At 36.6% G+C, this 21,249-nt stretch carries 15 protein-coding genes; all 15 read left to right on the top strand.

What is annotated here, in order from left to right:
* Nucleotides 1-134 precede the first annotated feature (134 nt).
* The 15 genes from AC2CGN_RS08255 to hemL all read left to right on the top strand — a co-directional run bounded on the left by AC2CGN_RS08255 (nt 135) and on the right by hemL (nt 21,198).
* Nucleotides 135-1,124 (top strand): DUF3196 family protein, encoded by a 990-nt coding sequence (locus AC2CGN_RS08255; protein ID WP_313373112.1) that lies wholly within the window; start codon nt 135-137, stop codon nt 1,122-1,124.
* A 112-nt stretch (nt 1,125-1,236) separates the two neighbouring features.
* Complete coding sequence (tig, locus tag AC2CGN_RS08260; protein ID WP_484513272.1) at nt 1,237-2,526, top strand: trigger factor; 1,290 nt, start codon at nt 1,237-1,239, stop codon at nt 2,524-2,526.
* Nucleotides 2,527-3,246: 720 nt separating this feature from the next.
* The gene (clpX, locus tag AC2CGN_RS08265; protein ID WP_283869005.1) at nt 3,247-4,518 is read left to right on the top strand and encodes an ATP-dependent protease ATP-binding subunit ClpX; all 1,272 of its coding nucleotides are present in this window, start codon (nt 3,247-3,249) and stop codon (nt 4,516-4,518) included.
* Between the two features lie 233 nt (nt 4,519-4,751).
* On the top strand, nt 4,752-7,076 hold the full coding sequence (gene lon / locus AC2CGN_RS08270; protein WP_313373110.1) for an endopeptidase La: 2,325 nt from the start codon (nt 4,752-4,754) through the stop codon (nt 7,074-7,076).
* 4 nt (nt 7,077-7,080) lie between these two features.
* On the top strand, nt 7,081-7,662 hold the full coding sequence (yihA, locus tag AC2CGN_RS08275) for a ribosome biogenesis GTP-binding protein YihA/YsxC (protein ID WP_429982637.1): 582 nt from the start codon (nt 7,081-7,083) through the stop codon (nt 7,660-7,662).
* Between the two features lie 365 nt (nt 7,663-8,027).
* Entirely contained in the window at nt 8,028-8,201 is a 174-nt protein-coding gene (locus AC2CGN_RS08280) for a YjfB family protein (protein ID WP_283869002.1), read from the top strand.
* Nucleotides 8,202-8,369: 168 nt separating this feature from the next.
* Nucleotides 8,370-10,043: a hypothetical protein gene (locus AC2CGN_RS08285; protein WP_429982636.1), complete on the top strand. Its 1,674-nt coding sequence runs from the start codon at nt 8,370-8,372 to the stop codon at nt 10,041-10,043.
* Nucleotides 10,044-10,240: 197 nt separating this feature from the next.
* Complete coding sequence (locus AC2CGN_RS08290) at nt 10,241-11,698, top strand: S-layer homology domain-containing protein (RefSeq protein WP_484513276.1); 1,458 nt, start codon at nt 10,241-10,243, stop codon at nt 11,696-11,698.
* 17 nt (nt 11,699-11,715) lie between these two features.
* Complete coding sequence (locus AC2CGN_RS08295) at nt 11,716-14,640, top strand: VWA domain-containing protein (RefSeq protein WP_484513278.1); 2,925 nt, start codon at nt 11,716-11,718, stop codon at nt 14,638-14,640.
* A gap of 196 nt (nt 14,641-14,836) precedes the next feature.
* Nucleotides 14,837-16,201 (top strand): glutamyl-tRNA reductase, encoded by a 1,365-nt coding sequence (gene hemA, locus AC2CGN_RS08300; RefSeq protein ID WP_313373104.1) that lies wholly within the window; start codon nt 14,837-14,839, stop codon nt 16,199-16,201.
* 197 nt (nt 16,202-16,398) lie between these two features.
* The gene (ccsA, locus tag AC2CGN_RS08305) at nt 16,399-17,226 is read left to right on the top strand and encodes a cytochrome c biogenesis protein CcsA (RefSeq protein ID WP_313373103.1); all 828 of its coding nucleotides are present in this window, start codon (nt 16,399-16,401) and stop codon (nt 17,224-17,226) included.
* An 18-nt stretch (nt 17,227-17,244) separates the two neighbouring features.
* Complete coding sequence (gene hemC, locus AC2CGN_RS08310; RefSeq protein WP_429982633.1) at nt 17,245-18,177, top strand: hydroxymethylbilane synthase; 933 nt, start codon at nt 17,245-17,247, stop codon at nt 18,175-18,177.
* Nucleotides 18,167-18,928 carry a uroporphyrinogen-III synthase gene (locus AC2CGN_RS08315; protein WP_429982632.1) on the top strand — a complete coding sequence of 254 codons (762 nt, stop codon included), beginning with the start codon at nt 18,167-18,169 and terminating at the stop codon, nt 18,926-18,928. Before hemC ends, AC2CGN_RS08315 begins: the two co-directional genes overlap by 11 nt.
* Nucleotides 18,925-19,905, top strand: a complete 981-nt coding sequence (gene hemB, locus AC2CGN_RS08320) for a porphobilinogen synthase (protein ID WP_429985787.1) — start codon at nt 18,925-18,927, stop codon at nt 19,903-19,905. Before AC2CGN_RS08315 ends, hemB begins: the two co-directional genes overlap by 4 nt.
* A complete protein-coding gene (gene hemL / locus AC2CGN_RS08325) occupies nt 19,906-21,198 on the top strand; it encodes a glutamate-1-semialdehyde 2,1-aminomutase (RefSeq protein ID WP_484513282.1) in 1,293 nt (430 codons plus the stop codon).
* Nucleotides 21,199-21,249: the final 51 nt, after the last annotated feature.

The raw sequence follows: 21,249 nt of genomic DNA on the forward strand, positions 1-21,249 counted from the left end.
AGAATTCTGCACCTTAGAAAAGGCTTGTCGGTTTGCTTATGGATAGAGAGACGCCAAGTGTCATTTCAATCTCATATTCTGGTGAAGGATCGACCTTTTAAAGTGTAGTGAAATAGTAGTAAAGAGGTGAGGGAATGACAAAGCGAAAACGACATGTTATAAAACATGACAATATTATTGTTTTTCCAGGTGCTGTTCAGACATTAATACGTGAAGGACATATGTATGCGGAAAATTATCAATATGAAGAGGCTGTGGCCAGCTTTGAAAAAGCATTTTTATATGAAACAGGAGATGAATTAGCATTAAGTGCCTATGCTTATGCTTTATATGAATTAAAATCATATAACAAAGCTAAAGAAGTTTGTGAGCAATTGCTGGCTATGGGTACGACATTGTACGTGGAAATAATGGAATTATATATTACGGTATGTATGCAATTAAAGCAGTATCATCAAGTAGAGTCGTTAATTACGACATTGCTTGAGGAAGATGTGCTTCCATTAGAACAGATTGAAAAATTTCAGCGATTAAAAAGCATAAATCAAGAAGTTGCAAGAAATCTTCAACAAAAGGAAGATGCACAGCGGTTAATAGAAGAGCAAGAATATGAACTACTGAAATTTAGTAGGCTTACACCCGATGAGCAATCTATTCGGTTACATCGTTTAATGGATACAAATGTGCGACAATTAAAAACAGCTTTAAAAGCTATTATTGAATGTACAACTATTCATCCGTTTGTTCAAAGCTTAGCGCTTATACTATTAGTTGAGCAAGAAGTATCCATTGATATTACAGTTTCAAAATTTGACCAAACAATGGTCATAAACCCGATTGAATTGGTACTACCAAATCAGTTACCTCAGTATAATGAAGTGAAAAAAATAATTGAAAATAAATTACAGCAAGACCCAACAACATTGGAAATGGTACAATATTTAATGGCTAAGCATGCCATTGTAACGTATCCATTTGAATGGCACCCATACGAAGCCGATGATATTGCCTATAGTTATATTGACTTTGTGCAATCTATGCTCGGAAAAGTGCAGGAAATGGACTATGAACTCATCGAATTTTTACAAATGTTAGAAAAACTAACAGAACTACATGAAGTATGAAATAAGTTGAAACTATACGCATCTATGTTATACTAAAATGGTTGTCAAAATCGTAGTTACGAATGAATTGTCTAACATTTAAACTTGATTATTTATTTGGAGGTATTTATACATGTCAGCAAAATGGGAAAAACAAGAAGGTAATATCGGTACTCTTACAATCGAAGTACCTGCTGCAGAAGTAGACGCGGCAATGGACCAAGCATTCAAGAAAGTTGTAAAACAAATTAACGTACCAGGTTTCCGTAAAGGTAAAATGCCTCGTAAAATGTTTGAACAACGCTTTGGTATTGAATCTCTATACCAAGACGCTTTAGAAATCATCGTTCCTGATTCTTATGCAAAGGCTATTGATGAAGCTGGAATTATGCCAGTTGATTATCCTGAGATCTCTGGTACAGAAAACTTCGTACATGGTCAAGATTTCACATTCTCAGCTCAAGTAACGGTTAAACCAGAGCCAAAGCTTGGCGAGTACAAAGGTTTAGAAGTTGCAAAACTTCCAGTAGACGTTACTGATGAAGAAGTAGAAGCACAAATTAAAGATCAATTAGCTCGTAAAGCAGAGCTTGAAATTAAAGAAGACGAAGCAATCGTAGAAGGTGATACAGCTGTTATCGACTTTGAAGGATTTGTAGGCGAAGAAGCATTTGAAGGTGGAAAAGGCGAGGACTATCCACTAGAAATCGGATCAGGTTCTTTCATTCCTGGTTTCGAGGAGCAACTTGTAGGTGTGAAAGCTGGCGAATCAAAAGACGTTGTTGTTACTTTCCCAGAAGAGTATCATGCGGCTGAATTAGCAGGAAAAGAAGCTACTTTCAAAGTAACTGTAAAAGAAGTTAAAACAAAAGTTCTTCCTGAATTAAATGACGAATTTGTGAAAGAATTAGATCCAGAAGTAGAGAACGTTGAAGCTTTACGTGCTAAAATCAAAGAACAAACTGCCGAACAAAAACAAGCAGAGTCAGATGCAGCATTACGTGATGAATTAGTAGAAAAAGCTGCAGAAAATGCAGAATTTGAAGTTCCAGCAGGTATGATTAACTCTGAAACTGATCGTATGTTACAAGAATTCGGTCAACGTTTACAAACGCAAGGTATGAACTTAGATCTTTACTATCAATTCTCAGGTCAATCAGAAGAAGATTTACGTGGACAAATGAAAGAAGAAGCTGAAAGCCGAGTTCGTGTATCTTTAACGCTAGAAGCAATTGCTGAAGCTGAGAAAATTGAAGCAACTGAAGCTGATATCGAAGCTGAGTTAGAAAAAATGGCTGCTCAATTTAACATGACAAAAGAACAAATTACAGGTGCACTGGGTGGTACAGCAGTTCTTGAAAATGACATTAAAATTCAAAAAACAGTTGAATTTTTAGTAGAAAACGCTAAAATTACTGAATAGGATTTTTTTGTAACTTGATAGATAAATGAAAACAAGGTACGGCATTATACCGTGCCTTGTTTTATCACATATTCTTTCTTTAGTTTAAAGTCAAGCCCCCTTTATATAGACGCTAAATAATTTGATGATGTTAAACTAATCTCACCATAAAAAGTATCTCAAAATGAACATTTTTAGCAGAGATAGGTAGATATTCTACACTCAAAAGTACATAGTATTGTTTGACTTTTCATACGGTGCTAAATTTTAACTTTATTCAGTAGAGCTGGAGTAAATCAAATGTTACTGAACTTTCGAATGAGGCATAACGTACTAATTTTTGAAACTCCATAGAAAACATCCACCTTCTTCTGAATAAAGTTAAGCCTTAGGTGAATGGTATAGATTATTAAAGGCTAAGTAACTAATTAAATGTTTGTAGCTTTTTACTTTAAGGCTTTATATATCCATCATGAGTCAATAATAGTATGATTGCTAATCGCTAGGTTTTTGGGAATTACAGTAAAGCATATGCATAAAAATCTACGCTTTAACAATAAATCATTTGGCTAAATATTTGATGGCTATCCAAAAAAATAGTAGTATAACAAAATAAATTACGTCTTTAAGTATTTTAAAAATCTATAGCATAATTGCCAGGGCGTAAAATGATGCAGACAATTTATTTGATAAAGATTCAATAATCTTGTAAGATTGTTGCTTGAATAGGGGTGAAACATATTGTTCAAATTTAATGATGAAAAAGGCAATTTAAAATGCTCATTCTGTGGAAAGCCACAAGAGCAAGTACGTAAATTAGTTGCAGGACCTGGTGTTTATATTTGTGATGAATGTATTGAGCTTTGTTCAGAAATCGTTGTAGAAGAACTAGGCGTTGAGGAAGAAATTGAATTCCAGGACATTCCAAAGCCTAAAGAAATCTTAGCGATTTTAGATGAGTATGTAATTGGACAAGAACGTGCTAAAAAAGCTTTAGCAGTTGCGGTTTACAATCACTACAAACGCATCAATACAAATAGTAAAATTGATGATGTTGAATTAGCAAAATCGAACATTGTGTTAATCGGCCCAACTGGTAGCGGGAAAACATTATTAGCTCAGACATTAGCGCGTATCTTAAACGTACCTTTTGCGATTGCAGATGCTACTTCTCTTACAGAAGCAGGGTATGTTGGTGAGGACGTTGAAAATATCTTACTAAAATTAATTCAATCAGCAGATTATGATATTGAACGTGCAGAAAAAGGAATCATCTATATTGATGAAATTGATAAAGTTGCACGTAAATCTGAAAACCCATCTATTACACGCGATGTATCTGGTGAAGGTGTACAACAGGCGCTTCTGAAAATTTTAGAAGGAACTGTTGCAAGTGTTCCGCCACAAGGTGGACGAAAGCATCCACATCAAGAGTTTTTGCAAATCGATACAACCAATATCCTATTCATTGTAGGTGGAGCGTTTGATGGAATTGAATCCATTATTAAACGTCGTCAGGGTGAGAAAGTAATCGGCTTTGGATCGGATCCAAACAAAGTAGACGTGGATGAAGGCTCCATTATGGCAAAGTTAATTCCAGAAGATTTATTAAAATTTGGGCTTATACCAGAATTCATCGGTCGATTACCAGTGCTTGCAAGTCTAGAGCAATTAAATGAGACTGCGCTTGTACAAATATTAACGGAGCCCAAAAATGCATTGGCTAAGCAATACCAAAAAATGCTTGAACTAGATGGTGTTGAGCTTGAGTTTGATGAAGGTGCCCTAACGGCTATTGCCAAAGAAGCAATTGAGCGTAAAACAGGTGCACGTGGTCTTCGTTCAATTATTGAGTCAACAATGCTTGATGTAATGTATGAACTACCTTCACGTGAAGATGTGAAAAAATGTATCATTACGGCAAAAACAATTACGGATAAAGAAAAACCGAAATTGCTTCTTGAAGATGGCACTGAACTCGATGAAGGTAGCGACACAAAAACTTCAGCATAACAATCAGACGTGACTGAGTCTAATGGTTATGAGATAAAGAGTATTTAGCTGACTTCGATTGTGCAATATTCGCACAGATCGACAGTCAGCTTTTTATTCATTCATACATAAAGCCAATAATAATTAGATGTAATTTTTGGCTCGTTTGATTAACTAGTGTGAATCAGCTATTTAGACACATACTAGTAGAGCGGGATGTGAATAAGAAAATTTTGACGGAGGTGAATACCCGCATGGTGACAATACAAAAAACAACAAATGTACCATTATTGCCTTTACGTGGCCTTTTAGTATACCCGTCGATGGTGTTACATATTGATGTGGGTAGAAATCGTTCTGTAGCAGCGCTAGAACAAGCAATGTTAGAGGACCAATTGATTTTGCTGGTAACACAAAAGGAAATGCATGATGAACAACCTGAAGAGCAAGATTTATATACAATTGGTACTATGGCATACGTCAAGCAAATGCTAAAATTACCAAATGGAACGTTGCGAATTTTGGTAGAAGGTGTTGCACGAGCTACTTGGAGTAACTATCAGGCTTTGGAAAAATATACGGTTGTTGATGTAGAAATCAAGGAGGAAACGATTGATAAGGATGTGGAAACACAGGCTTTAATGCGTACGCTGTTAACATATTTCGAAAGATACGCTAAATCCTCCAATAAAATAACAACTGAAACTATTAATACAGTGACTGACATTGAAGAACCAGGACGTTTGGCTGATATCATCGCATCACATCTGCCATTTAAAATTGCTGATAAACAAGAAGTATTAGAAATGCTTAGTGTCAAAAAGCGCTTAGACCATTTAATTATTCGTTTACACGATGAGCAAGAAGTGCTAGATCTTGAAAAAAAAATTAATACAAAAGTAAAACAATCAATGGAACGTACACAAAAAGAATATTATTTGCGCGAGCAAATGAAAGCTATACAAACGGAGCTAGGGGACCGTGAAGGTAAAACGGGCGAGGTAGCTGAATTACGCAAGCGAATTGAAGAAACAGGTATGCCAGAAACAACAAAAGAGGCAGCGCTTAAAGAGCTAGATCGGTATGAAAAGTTACCTGGGGCTAGTGCGGAGAGTGGTGTTATCCGTAACTACATTGATTGGCTTATTTCTTTACCATGGACAAATTCGACTGAAGATCGTATGAATATTGCTCATGCAGAGCGTATTTTAAATCGTGACCATGCTGGTTTAGAAAAAGTAAAAGAACGCGTATTAGAATATTTAGCTGTACGTCAATTGAAAAATTCTTTACGTGGTCCAATTTTATGTTTAGCGGGGCCTCCAGGTGTTGGGAAAACATCACTAGCTCGATCAATAGCAGAAAGCTTGGATCGCAAATTTATACGTATTTCATTGGGTGGAGTTCGTGATGAATCTGAAATTCGTGGTCATCGTCGTACGTATGTTGGAGCAATGCCAGGGCGTATTATCCAAGGTATGAAAAAGGCAGGTACAATTAATCCAGTTTTCTTATTAGATGAAATTGATAAAATGTCTAATGACTTTAGAGGTGATCCAGCAGCAGCAATGCTAGAAGTTCTAGATCCTTCACAAAACAATTCTTTTAGTGATCATTATATCGAAGAGCCGTACGACCTATCGAATGTATTGTTTATTGCAACTGCTAATGATTTAAGTACAATTCCAGGACCATTACTGGATCGTATGGAGATTATTTCTATAGCTGGCTATACAGAAATAGAAAAGGCTCAGATTTCGAAAAATCATCTAATCCCGAAGCAGCTTAAAGAACATGGCTTGAAAAAAACACAAGTAGTTATAAAGGATGAAGCAGTACTTGATATTATTCGTTACTATACACGTGAAGCCGGAGTTCGTGGACTTGAACGTCAAATTGCCACGCTTTGTCGTAAAATTGCTAAAATTATTGTCTCTGGTGAGAAAAAACGTGTAACAGTAAGCTCGAAATCATTAGAAGAGCTCTTGGGTAAACATCGCTTCCGTTATGGACAAGCAGAGAAAGAAAACCAAGTTGGTGTAGCTACTGGATTAGCCTATACAACGGTTGGTGGTGATACATTGCAAATAGAGGTATCATTAACACCTGGTAAAGGAAAGTTACAACTTACTGGGAAGCTTGGTGAAGTAATGAAAGAATCGGCTCAAACAGCTTTGTCGTATGTTCGTACAAAGATGGCCGAGCTAAAAGTGGATTCAGAATTCTTTGAAACACATGATATTCATATCCATGTTCCTGAAGGAGCTGTACCAAAAGACGGCCCATCCGCTGGTATTACAATGGCGACAGCGATTGTTTCTGCTATTTTACATCGTCCGATACGCCGTGAGGTTGGTATGACAGGTGAAATTACATTACGTGGCCGTGTACTACCAATAGGTGGTTTAAAGGAAAAGACACTCAGTGCCCATCGTGCAGGTTTAACAACAATTATCTGTCCAAAGGATAATGAGCGAGATATTGAGGAAATTCCTGAAAGTGTACGCGAGCAACTTACATTTAAACTAGTGTCATCGGCTGATGAAGTATTAGCCTATGCACTGGACGGAGGTTTTTAGAAAAATGAAAGTCCATAACGTAGAAATGGTCATTAGTGCTGTAAGACCAGACCAATATCCAGAAGATGGACTGCCAGAATTTGCATTAGCCGGTCGTTCTAACGTGGGGAAATCCTCCTTCATTAATCGAATGATTGGTCGTAAAGCTTTAGCACGTATTTCATCTAAGCCAGGAAAAACCCAAACGTTGAACTTTTATAAAATCGAAGAGCAATTGTTTTTTGTAGATGTTCCAGGCTATGGTTATGCAAAGGTTTCAAAGACAGAGCGTGAAGCATGGGGAAAAATGATAGAGCGCTACTTCACAGGACGCAACGAATTAAAGGCGGTCGTACAGATTGTAGATTTACGTCATCCTCCCACAGCAGATGATTGCCTGATGTATGATTTTTTAAAGCATTATAATATTCCTTGTATTGTCATTGCGACTAAAGCAGATAAAATTCCAAAAGGTAAATGGGATAAACATAAAAAAATTGTAAAAGAAACGCTCAATATGGAGAAGAATGATCCTCTTATTGTGTTTTCTTCAGAAAAAGGAATTGGCTTTGAAGAGACTTGGCGTACAATTGAAAATTTAATGTAATCAACTTCGCCTTGGCGTAATTGTAGCTGCCGCTACGCTTACACGCAAAAAAATCTGCTGCTGCCGCTACGCTTACGCGCAAAAAATCTGCCGCTACGCTTACGCGCAAAAAATCTGCCGCTATGCTTTCGAATCAAAAAACATTTGTAGCTGTCGCTTCGCTTTCACTACAGAAAATATTTGCTGAATGAAGATAAAATAACATCTATTGCGTCTATTTTTTAGGACAGTAGATGTTTTTTCATTTATAAGTAAAAGCAACAATAAAGGACGGAGGTTTTTGAGGAGAAAGTTATGTAGAAAATTGGGAAAATCGCTTGATGAATGAAAGAATTGACCGATAAATTAAATAGGAGGTGGACAGAATGGATATCGCAGCTTTATCAATTGCCATGAATCAAGCGACTTTAATGCAAAATGTATCTTTAGCTGTTACAAAACAGGCAATGGAGATGCAACAGCAGAATACAGAACAGTTAGTTGAAATGTTAGATGCTCCACATCCGACAGCCGGACATACAATTGATATTCAAGTATGATTAAAGGTAAGGTAGCTTGAGATTAGAAAGCTACCTCTATCTTTGTGTCTAATGGTTGCTCAAAAAAGAAAGTAGAATGCGTTAAAATGTAACTTTTTGAAGACGTAATACTACCAATAATACGATATACTATTTATTAATAACAAATTTTAAAGGAGGCGGGATTTGTTGAAAAAGATTCCATACATACTACTGATTTTGTTAGTCACGGTTTTCGGGATGTCATCGAGTCAAACAGCCAATGCTGCTACTCAAATGGTGACAGGGTCCTTTGTTGATGTAACATTTTCAGAATATGCAAATCCAAACGGAGTAATAGAAAGAAAACTAAGTAAAATCACTCTACAAAATGATAGCGGTCGTACAGTTACATACAATATAAATGATAATGCCCGCCTATATATTAATAATACCGTCACTACCATTGATGGCTTTAAAATGGGGATGAAGGTTGAGGCAGATATTTCTCTTCGAAGTGTTGTTGAACTTCGCGGTTCATCTAATTCCACAAAGGAAACTGAATCTACATCTCCTTCAGCTGGACAAAATACGAAAAAAGCGACAGTTACTGGGGTAGTCACAAGTATTGACCCAAATGGACTATTCATCATGTTTAAGCCAGATATTGGGGAGGAAACAACTTACTATCTAAATAAAGATACAAGCTATCAAAAAAATTCCTCATCTGTGGATATTAGTGCACTCTATGTAGGTGATCGAATTAAGCTTAGTCTTAAAAATCTAAATACGTCTATTGTCACTAAAGTAGATATTAGTGAGACGGGTACATTAGTTGAAAATCTATATAAAGGTGAAATTCAAGTTGTTAATGCGAATGCAAATAAATTAACGGTAAAAAATCAACATGCCTTTGTAAATTGGGACTTTGGCTCAGAAACGACAACTGCTTTATCTACGATGGATTTTTCATCAAAGGTACCTATTTATGTAGGGAATACAAAAATTGATAAAGGTCAGTTAAAAAACTATATTGGCAGTGAAGCCTACTATGCTACGGTTAAACAATTTGGTAAAGAAGTGATCGAGAAAATTGTTGTCTTAAAAAATAACGAACGTACCTACTATGAGCCTATGCTTTCTGTGGATACAAAATATCAATTATTAAAACTTAAATCTGCTGGTTCATTGTACTTCCATGATGGCACAATTTTAATTCGTAATGGGCGTTTAATCGAACCTACTGGCTTACTAGCTTATGGTACAGCCTTTGTTATATCGGACGGTGCTGCACGTGATAATTATGCACAGGTTGTCCAAGTGACAAGTGATAGCTTTATGTCTCCGAACTTAGCAGGTCATGAATTATACTATGGTCGCTTATCTCAAGCAGATGGCTATCTAATTGAAATTAATGATGCAATGAAGATTGAATCCAATGTCTTTAAGAAAACTGATCATGCTGTTCTATCAGTAAGTAATTCCACTAAGGCAATAGTGGATGATGGGAAAAAAGTATATAGTGTTATCCCTGATATTGAGCTTCATTTATTTGAAGGCGATTATGGCTACTTCTATGTGAAAGATGGACATATTCAGGCTGTTCATATCCTCGATAATGCTAAGCCAGTTGCACCATTAATGCTGGCAGGTAAGCTGCAATCAGTTAAATCAACATATCCAGCTGTTATTAATGTAAAGAGTGTCAGTCAATGGCAAAAAGGTCGTTGGTATGAGGCAGGAGAAATGGTTGATATGAATATTGATCAAACTACCCTTATAAAAGCTGGCAAAGTCATTCAACCAGCTGATTTAAAGCCTTCTGATCGTTTAGTAGTATTATCAGATCGTTTTGGGAAAGCTCATTTTATTTTAGTAGATTAATTAAATAAAATTTGCGAGTCTCTTGTGAGCAGAATGGATGAAAGATAAGACTATATGCAAAAGCGTATATCTATTCTTTGATCTTGAAACTTGCAAGAGACATGCGAATTTTAAGCTTCATTCACTTATTTTTTATGCATGATTTTTAGCAGCTCTATATAGGCGTGCATGAAATGAAAGAGAGGAACAAAAAACGAATGCGAAAACATTTATCTAAAATAATGTTAGTAGTTCTTGCAGTAGCTGTAATTAGCGCTACCATCCCGCAAAATGCATTAGCTGCTTCATTGGAAACTACAGGTGCTGTAAAAAATGAATATACATATGAAGAAGCTGTTTTCATTACAGGGACGCCAATTATTTTTAAAGGGACAAGTAAAGATATTAAAATTACTGAAAAAGAATCAAAGGGAAAATTAACAGAAACATATAGCCTTAAGCTGACAGCGAGTAATGGTGCTACTTTAACAAGAAATATTGCCTATGAATCAGATGTTGTCGATTATGCTACGATTGGTCAAAAAACGTCCAATGGAGTTGTGAAAAAGTATACTGAAAAAATTGTAGTCGGTAAAACTACCTATACGTTAGTTGATTACCAATTTTCCCAAGGTACAGTGACAGATAATCGTGCTGCTTCAGATTATTATTCTGGTAATGTGATTTCTAGAAAAACTTATTCCTTCCAGTCGGGAACAGGGAAAAATACTGTTCAAAATACAGTAACCATTGATACTGATAGCCGACATGCTGGCTATGAAAATTTCTGGGGAGCAACAGAAACACAAATTACAGAATCAGTTTATTCTTTTAGTGATGGCAAAACAAGCCATGTGAAAAATCGATTATCTACAAGTAAATCACGTGTACTAAACTATGAACAAAATCTAGGAAGCTTAGGAAGCTTTGATGGCGGGTATGCAGTTGTAAGTGAAAAAGATGTTATTTCAGAATATAATTATAACTTAGCCTCTGGACAAAAAGGGAAATTGGACTTAGATACTGAATATATGCCAACTATCGAACGATTAATTATTCCTAAGTTTAGAGATTTAAACAATCATTACGCCAAGGAAGCTATTGATAAATTATACTCTTTAGGCATTTACACAGATACAAGTAACTTTTTCTCTCCGAACACACCAATGAAGCGTTTTGACTTTACAACGGCGATTGGTAAAGCGGTTGATTTACGAGTTATGCAAGAAAAAGTAAATAAATCGAAAAAAACAGCATCTACAAGTGTTTTTAAAGATGTAAAGCGTACTGTAAAGGATTATGCCTACATCGAATCAGCTGTCAAGAAAGGAATTATTAAAGGAGTTACCCCTGAGTATTTTAAACCAGATAGTCCGATTACACGTGGTCAAGCGGCAACGATTTTTGTGCGTGCCTTAGGACTTGAAAATAAAGCACCAGACCCAGGCTATGTAACTAAGTTTACAGATGATGCTCAAATTCCAAATTACACAAAAGACGGAATTTACATCGCCAATGAATTAGGCTTAATGACAGGTGATCCTGTAACAGGTAGATTTAACCCTAACCAACCTTTAACGAGAGCACAGGCATCAGTAGTGCTTGAACGTTTCTTGAATTATTTAGAAAATGACTTAAAACAAAACTATCGTGATGATATATTGTTCTTTAATTAAAGAAAGGACTGAACTAAATGGCACGTGCTAAAAAAGCATTGTTATCACTGCTTTGCTTCGTATTAGTATTTATGTCAGCAGCTCCTGCTGTTACTTGGGCAGCCACGACTATTCAGGATGTACCAACAAATAATAGTAAATATAAAGCTATATTATGGGCAGTTGATAATGACTTACTTTCATTGAATGGCGGTAATAACTTTTTACCAGATGAACAAATAACTGAACAAGAACTTGTAGTTATGCTTGCGAAGCTTGATCGTAATTATGCATTAACGTATAACGAAAGTGTAGCGTATAACTTCTATAGTGACTTCTATTTACCTTTTAATGGTACGCATGCAACAGCGAATCGTTCCAAGGCAATAACACGTGGACAATTTGCACGGGTATATGCAGCCTTTAAAGGATTAGATTTAGACGAACCTCAAGCAGTACAATATTTATATACAAATGATATTTCAACAGGTAATACAGGCAAAAAAACATTTGCTGATTTTAATCCCTCTACAAAATTAACACGTGGGGATATTGCAGTATTTTTATATCGTGCTGCACAAAATGGTTCCTTAAGTGTTCAAGGTTTAAAACGTGCTGCTGCTGGCCGTGATAATGATAAAGTTACTTTACCATCAGGCTTTATGGGCTCAGGTAGTGCAGAATTTGAAGAACCAAAGGATAATTCCAATGATTTTACTGGACCAGAATATGTAAATAATGCTTTACAAAGCATCGATGTTGAAAAGCCAGATTTAATTGCAAATGGAGTTGATTCAACACTAATTACAGTATCGTTAAAAGCTTGTAATGGTGATCCAATTGCAGACGATAAATCTTATACGTTCCGTGTAACTTCATCATATGGTGCAACAATTGTGGATACAGCAGGCGATCCAGTTAGAAACATACAATCTGATGGCTCTACGGTAACAGCTATCGTAAAAGCACCTGCATTAACAAAGTCTGTCCGTGACACTATCTCATTCGAGCTAATTAACAATACAGATCCAGGTATGAAATGTCTAGTAGGTGAAAAATTAAATGCACAAGTACGTTATTCACCTCAGCCAGAGATGCGTATTGATTATCAAGTGTATGATCCAGCCAATACTGATGATGATAATGGAAATGTTACACCTCCATTTAAACCGTATGAAAAATTGCCTGAGTTCTTTACTGAAAATGTTATTGATGTTTACAATCCAGTTCCTTTAGACAAAAACGCAGATAAAAAGCTGTTTAGTATTGGACAGCAAACGAACGTAACAGATGCACTTGGAAATGTGCAAAACATGTATTTAAGATATGGTGGCTCTGATCCAAAATATCCTGCATTAGGTTATGAGCATGCTATTTTACAGTTTGAAAACTATGATATTTCTGTTTATTTATTTGAAGAATTATTAAATCGACGATTGAAAGATTCCGTGACAACACCAGCTAAAACAGAAATTATGTATATGATTGCTGATGATGGCCGACCTATATATCGTGTGCAAGGAATTGACGATGCGATTGCTTCACAGGTTGAAAATATAAATCCGGTTGGTTCCATTATTCAACTTATGAATCATATGCCAGAGGAAAAGAAATTAACATTAGAGCATTATGATAGCGTCATGAAAATTTATGCTATTCTTACGAATTTAAGTAACTATGATCGAACAGTTCTATTAAAATATCAGGGCGGTAAATTACTTGGTCAAGTAGAGGCTTATAAAAAGCGTGTAGAAGCATTAAAAGAAAGCGCAGAGGCAGCATCTAGACCTTCTGGTAAAGATCGCTATACAAAAGTAATGGTTACATTAGTGAGAGCTGGCGGGGACCCTATTACCGATTATCAAGGAACTGTAAAAATTAAATTCGATGGTGTAGAAAAAACGGCTTCATTTGTGACAAATACCTCGGATTATTTAGATAAAACAGGTGGACCTGGAACAGCAGTAGCGTACTTTGACTCTATTATTTATGGGAAATCTAAAGTAGAGGCAACATTAGTCAATAAAATTGATCCACGCTATACCACTATATTAAAAGATTTGACGGATAAAACGATTACTAAGGAAATTTTCACGAATCCATATTTCAGTAAAAATGCTTGTTCATTAGCAACAGAGGTCGCATTTGTGGTGGATTACTCAGCATCCATGAAAACTGCTGACCAAACCAATTTCCGTGGCAAGAAAACGATGGAAGCTATAAATCAAATTAAGGCAAAAAATAATATAGTGGTTGAAACGAATACAAAAGCTACTGTACTAGCAGAAGGCAGTACAGAGAATGTATTGAAAAAAGACCTCTATAAAACATCGAAAGAAAAGGGTGCTACAGATATCTTTTCAGGTATTGAATTAGCCCTTACGAAATTCTCAAACGATGCAAAAACGTCAAAAGCAATGGTTGTCATATCTGATGGCAAGACAAGTAAATCAAAAATGACAAAAGTGCTGAATGATGCGAAAAAGCAAGGCGTCAAAGTTTATACAGTAAGTATGGGTAAAAAATCACAAGTTAATGATGCCATTTTAATGCAGTTGGCTTCAGAAACTGGTGGAACTTATTATCATGCAATCGATAATTTACAGTTGCATCAAGTATTCCAAAAAATAATTGATGCGATATTATGTAAAACAACTTCTTCAAGCTGTGTAAACCCTGATAATCTATTTGAAGAAGCCTCTGTTACATTACGCAAAGGGAATATTACAATGAATGCTAGAATCGATGGTAATTGTTCAAATGTTGCGAAGGTTAATGTGCGCTTCACCTCTGTAAGCGGAGATGTACAATTTGAATTAAAGAAACGTAGTGATAATGTTTATATGCTGACAAAAACAGTTCAAACTATGCAAGACTTCAAGGTGAACAATGAAATAGAATTTGTAGCATATGATAAAGATGATAAAATCATCACTTTAAAGACTGTAACAATCACTAATTAATAGATAAAAACTGCTCCTGATTGGGGCAGTTTTTTTATTTGAAACAGGACGTATAATTTGCTACACTTAGTTTATAATAATTCTAATGTAGATGACGAATAACAGTTCTTCATGACATGTTCACAAATTATAGATGAACTTCTGTCGAACTGTGCTATAATGAGATTTGTGAATTAGAACGTGTGAGGTGTTATTCATGCATACCATCGTAGTAGGCTTGAATTATAAAACAGCGCCTGTTGAAATTCGTGAAAAGTTATCATTCATAGAGAGTGAACTACCACAAGCAATGGAAGCGCTGCAAAAGCAAAAAAGTATATTAGAGAACGTTATTGTTTCGACATGTAACCGTACAGAAATATATGCTGTTGTGGATCAATTGCATACTGGGCGTCATTTTGTGAAACAATTTTTAGCAAATTGGTTCAATTTACCTGCGGAGACATTTTCTTCTTACCTAACAATTCGAGAAGAGGACGAGGCAATTGAGCATTTATTCAAGGTGACAGCAGGAATTGATTCTATGGTTCTTGGTGAAACGCAAATTTTAGGTCAAGTAAAGAAAAGCTTCTTAAGTGGACAAGAGATTGGAACAACAGGAACGGTGTACAATCAGCTATTTAAACAAGCAGTGACATTTGCGAAGCGTGCACATAATGAAACGGCTATCGGTGAGAACGCGGTATCAGTTTCTTATGCAGCAGTTGAATTAGCGAAGAAAATATTCGGTTCATTACAGCGCAAACATGTGGCTATTTTAGGTGCTGGAAAAATGGGGGAACTTGCTATTGAAAATCTTTACGGTAGCGGTGTTGGAAAAGTAACCGTTATTAACCGTACATTTGAAAAAGCAGAAAGCCTAGCAGCTAAATTCCATGGTGAAGCAAAATCGATGAAAGAGCTACAATGTTCTTTACTGGAAGCGGATATTTTAATTACGTCTACAGGTGCAACCGATTATGTGATTGACTATGAACTAATGCAATTTGTAGAACGATTACGCAAAGGTAAACCATTGTTTATGGTTGATATAGCAGTTCCACGCGATATTGATCCGCGTGTTGGAGATTTACCAAATGTTTTCTTATATGATATAGATGATTTACAGGGGATTGTTGAAGCAAACTTAGCTGAGCGTGAACGTGCAGCAGCTGACATTACGTCAATGATTGGCAAAGAGGTTCTTCAATTTAAAGACTGGGTTGCAACTCTCGGAGTTGTGCCAGTAATTTCAGCCTTACGTAAAAAAGCTAATCATATTCAAGAGGAGACAATGATTAGCATTGAAAATAAAATGCCAGATTTAACGGACCGTGAACGTAAAATTTTAAGTAAACATACTAAATCTATTATTAATCAGTTGTTAAAAGAGCCCATTTTACAAGCAAAAGAAATGGCGAATTCACCAAAAGCAAATGAACAGTTACGTTTATTCCAACAAATTTTTGGTATTGAGGATGCTGTAGAAGCTGAGGTAGAAGCAATGACAAAGCAAGAGCTTGATCGTAAAGAGCGTGTGCAATCATCACAAACTTCTACTGAACCAAAGTACTCTTTCTAAGATGTCTATATGTTCGTATTGAAGAGTGAACCTAATCTAGGATTGAGCCACGATTCTCTCACGAACGAGACTTTCTACTGATATTACATGAGGCGTTTTCGTATCTGTGTGGTAAACTAAGGATACGAAAACGTTTTTCTTTTCTGGCTAAAGTTGAATACGTCTTTAGCAATTTTGATACAAAGAAGGGATGTCTATTGGCTGATTTGACAATGACAAGGCTTTATGAAGTAATGATCGTCTTGTATGCGATCAGTCTAGTATTTTACTTTACTGATTACTTTTATAAACAAGTACGAGCAAGGCGAATTGCTTTTTGGCTTGTTTCATTTGTATGGGTAATACAAAGTGCCATAATTTTATTAACCTTTGTGGAAACCAAGCGTTTTCCGATTTTATCCTTATCTGAAGGAATTCTTTTTTATTCCTGGCTGCTCGTTACATTATCCATTATTCTGCACTGTATTGCGCGAGTAGATCTACCGGTATTTATTATTAATATATTAGGATTTTTGTTCGCTAGTATTTTTACGTTTATGCCGAAAAGACCAACTGGAGCAGTTAGTGAAACTTTAATTTCGGAAATGCTTTTTATTCATATATCATTTGCGATTTTATCGTATGCAGCATTTACCCTAACATTTGTTTTTGCAATATTGTATTTGATTTTATACCGGTTACTTAAAAAGAAAAAATGGTCCTATTTATGGACTAGGCTGCCATCTTTGCAACAAACAAGTAGCTGGATGAATATATCATTTTTTATTGGAATTCCTATGTTGTTTATAAGTTTAGTTTTAGGGTTTGAATGGGCACTATTAACGTTAGAGAGTCTTTCGATTTTTGATGCAAAAATCATTGGTTCCTTCATTATCTTAATTTTGTATTGCTTGATATTATATGTGAATCGCAAAAGCAAGCTAACAGGAACAACTTATGCATGGGTGCATATTTACGCATATCTATTAGTTGTTGTGAACTTCTTCTTAGGAAGTAGTTTATCGCGATTCCATTTATGGTATTAGAAGAAAGGTTGGAGACTGTTGAGAAAAATTATTGTTGGTTCTAGGAGAAGTAAGCTGGCATTAACGCAAACAAATTGGTTTATAAATGAGTTAAAGGCAGCTGGCGTACCATTTGAATTTGAAGTAAAGGAAATTGTTACAAAAGGCGACCAAATTTTAGACGTACAGCTTTCAAAAGTTGGTGGGAAAGGGCTTTTTGTTAAAGAAATTGAACAAGCATTGTTTGATAAAGAAATTGATTTTGCTGTTCATTCGATGAAGGATATGCCCGCAGTACTACCTGAGGGATTAGTAATAGGCTGTATTCCTCCACGTGAAGATGCACGTGATGCATTTATTTCAAAAGGACATGTGAAATTCGCCGATCTTCCTGCTGGTGCTGTAGTAGGAACAAGCTCACTTCGACGTAGTGCTCAGTTGCTAACAGTCCGCCCTGATATAGAAATTAAATGGATTCGAGGAAATGTAGATACACGTTTGGCAAAGCTTGAAACAGATGAATATGATGCTATTATTTTAGCAGCTGCTGGTCTAAAACGTCTTGGCTGGAGCGATGAAGTGGTTACTGAGTTTTTACCTGTTGAGGATTGTCTTCCAGCGGTAGCGCAAGGTTCTCTAGGGATTGAATGCCGTGGCGATGATACTGAACTATTAGCTGAATTAGGTAAATTAACAGATAGCCTTACATGGCAAGAAGCACATGCAGAACGTGCTTTCCTAGCAGCGATGGATGGTGGCTGTCAAGTACCTATCGCAGGATATGCTAAATCGAATGGGGAAGAAATTACAATAACTGGTCTTGTTGCTGCACCAGATGCCTCTGTTGTTTATAAGGAGACAGTAGTAGGCACCGATGCGGAAGCAGTTGGGAAAGAGCTTGCCGAGATTTTAACGAAGCAAGGTGCCTTTGAATTAATTCAACGCGTAAAGGCAGAGCAAGATGCAAAGTAATTTACCTTTAGAAGGTAAAACAATTATTTTGACAGGTACATCTAAAACGACAACAATTGTAGATGACATTACAGCTTTAGGTGGCCGTGCCGTTATTGCCCCATTGATTGAAACTTGCGAGCTAATTGATAGAAATGATGATGTACAAATAGAGTTAGCACGTCAATTTGAATGGCTTATTTTTACAAGTCAAAATGCTGTAGATGCCTTTGCTAGTAAGATGCAACGATTTAATTTAAGTGCAAGGCATTTTCAAGGAAAGATTGCTTCCATTGGCACTAAAACGACTTCAGCAATAGAAAAGCTAGGATTCCATGTTAGTTTTATGCCTTCCATCTTTAGTGCAGATGTATTTGTTAAAGAATTTCCTGAAATAGCAGGTAATAATCCTAGTTGTCTATTTATTCGTGGAGAAAAGGCGAAAAATACATTGAAGAAAGGTCTACCCTTTAAAATTAAGGAATGGACTGTATATGAAACGATTGAGCGTCATGACCAAAAACAAATCATTATTGAATGCATACGTGCAAGTAATGATGTTACGGTGATTTTAGCTAGTCCTTCCGCTGTTGATGTCTACGCAATGGATGTAGCTTCGGTCATTGGGTGGGAGGCGGCACATGTTGCAGCAATTGGTCATATTACAGAAGCAGCTATTTTAAACCATGGAGCTACTGTAGATGTTAAGCCCAGTGTATATACTATGCATGCGGTCATCGAGGAAATAATGAAAGTAGGGAATAGAAAATGACAAAATTACAATTTCAAAGACATCGTCGTTTGCGTGCAAATGCAGCGATACGATCAATGGTAAAAGAAACTTACTTACACAAAGAGGACTTAATCTATCCTATTTTCGTTATTGAAGGCGAAAATATTAAAAATGAAGTACCTTCTATGCCAGGTGTTTTTCAATTTTCATTAGATAAACTTGAAGCAGAAGTTGATGAAGTTGTAGCATTAGGAATACCAGCAGTTATTTTATTTGGCTTACCGGCTGAAAAAGATGCGATTGGTACTGGAGCATTCCATGACCATGGCATCGTGCAAGAGGCAACACGTCTGATTAAAGAACGCCACCCAGAGCTTTTAATTATAGCAGATACTTGTTTATGTGAATTTACAGATCACGGGCATTGTGGCTTAATTGAAGGTGATCAAATTTTAAATGATCCGTCTTTAGATGTTTTAGCGCGTACAGCTGTGTCTCAAGCAAAAGCGGGAGCAGATATCATTGCTCCATCAAATATGATGGATGGCTTTGTTGCTGCAATACGTGCAGGTTTAGACGAAGCAGGCTTTGAACATATTCCAATCATGTCATATGCAGTTAAATATGCATCAAGCTACTACGGACCATTCCGTGATGCAGCTGACGGTGCTCCTCAATTTGGCGATCGTAAATCATACCAAATGGACCCATCGAATCGTTTAGAAGCATTCCGTGAAGCAGAGTCTGATGTTGCAGAAGGTGCTGATTTTTTAATTGTTAAGCCAGCATTAAGCTATTTGGACATTATCCGAGATATGAAAAATAATTATACTTTACCAATCGTTGCGTACAATGTTTCTGGAGAATATGCAATGATCAAAGCAGCAGCAATTAATGGTTGGATTGAAGAAAAAAATGTAGTGCTTGAAACATTATTAGGTATGAAGCGTGCTGGCTCTGATTTAATCATTACGTATCATGCTAAAGATGTTGCACGTTGGTTGGAGGAGAAATAAATGACACGTTCTTATGAAAAATCAAAACAAGCATATGCGGAAGCCATTCATTTAATGCCAGGTGGTGTTAGTAGCCCGGTACGCGCATTTAAATCTGTCAATATGGATCCTATTTTCATGGAATCTGGACATGGTGCTATCATTAAAGATATTGATGGCAATGAATATATTGATTATGTATTATCATGGGGGCCACTTATTTTAGGTCATACACATCCCGAAGTAGTTCAAGCAATTGCAGATGCTGCAGCGAAGGGCTCTTCATTTGGAGCGCCAAGCTATACAGAAAACCGTTTAGCTAAATTAGTGTTAGAGCGTTTACCAGGCATGGAAATGATTCGCTTTGTATCTTCTGGTACGGAGGCAACAATGTCTGCTTTGCGTGTAGCTCGTGGCGTAACGGGACGAGATAAAATTTTAAAATTTGAGGGCTCTTATCACGGTCATGGAGACTCATTACTAATTAAAGCGGGCTCTGGTGTAGCTACATTAGGCTTACCTGATAGCCCTGGTGTTCCAGCAGATGTTGCACGTAATACATTAACAGTTGCGTACAATGATTTAGAGGGAGCAAAGTTAATTTTTGAAAAGTTTGGAGCTGAGCTTGCAGGCGTAATTGTAGAGCCAGTAGCTGGAAATATGGGTGTCGTGCCTCCGCAGCCGGGCTTTTTAGAAGGTTTACGTGCATTAACGAAGGAATATGGAGCATTGTTAATCTTCGACGAGGTTATGACTGGCTTCCGTGTCGATTATAGCTGTGCACAAAGCTATTTTAATGTGACACCAGATATCACAACATTAGGCAAAGTAATTGGCGGTGGACTACCTGTAGGCGCCTATGCAGGGAAGAAGGAAATTATGGAGCAAATCGCACCAGCAGGTCCAATCTATCAAGCTGGTACACTCTCAGGGAATCCATTAGCCATGACTGCAGGCTATGAAACATTATCTCGCCTTGATAAAGGCTCATATGAATACTTCAAAAAGCTAGGAGATCAATTAGAGGCTGGTTTCCGTGAAGCAGCAACAAAATACAATATCCCGCATACTGTCAATCGTGCTGGTTCCATGATAGGATTCTTCTTTACAAATGAGAACGTGGTTGATTTTGCTACTGCGAAAACATCTGATTTACAATTATTTGCGGAGTATTTCCGTCTTATGGCAGAGGAAGGAATTTTCTTACCACCTTCCCAATTTGAAGGATTATTTATTTCCACTGCACATACGGAGGAGCATATCGCTAAAACGGTGGATGCCTTCCATAAAGTATTTGCTCAATTAGCTAGATAAGGTTTAATGGCATGCTAGATTAATTTCTGGCATGCTATTTTTATATATCAA

This window comes from Lysinibacillus sp. DFXJR4, from assembly GCF_057196045.1.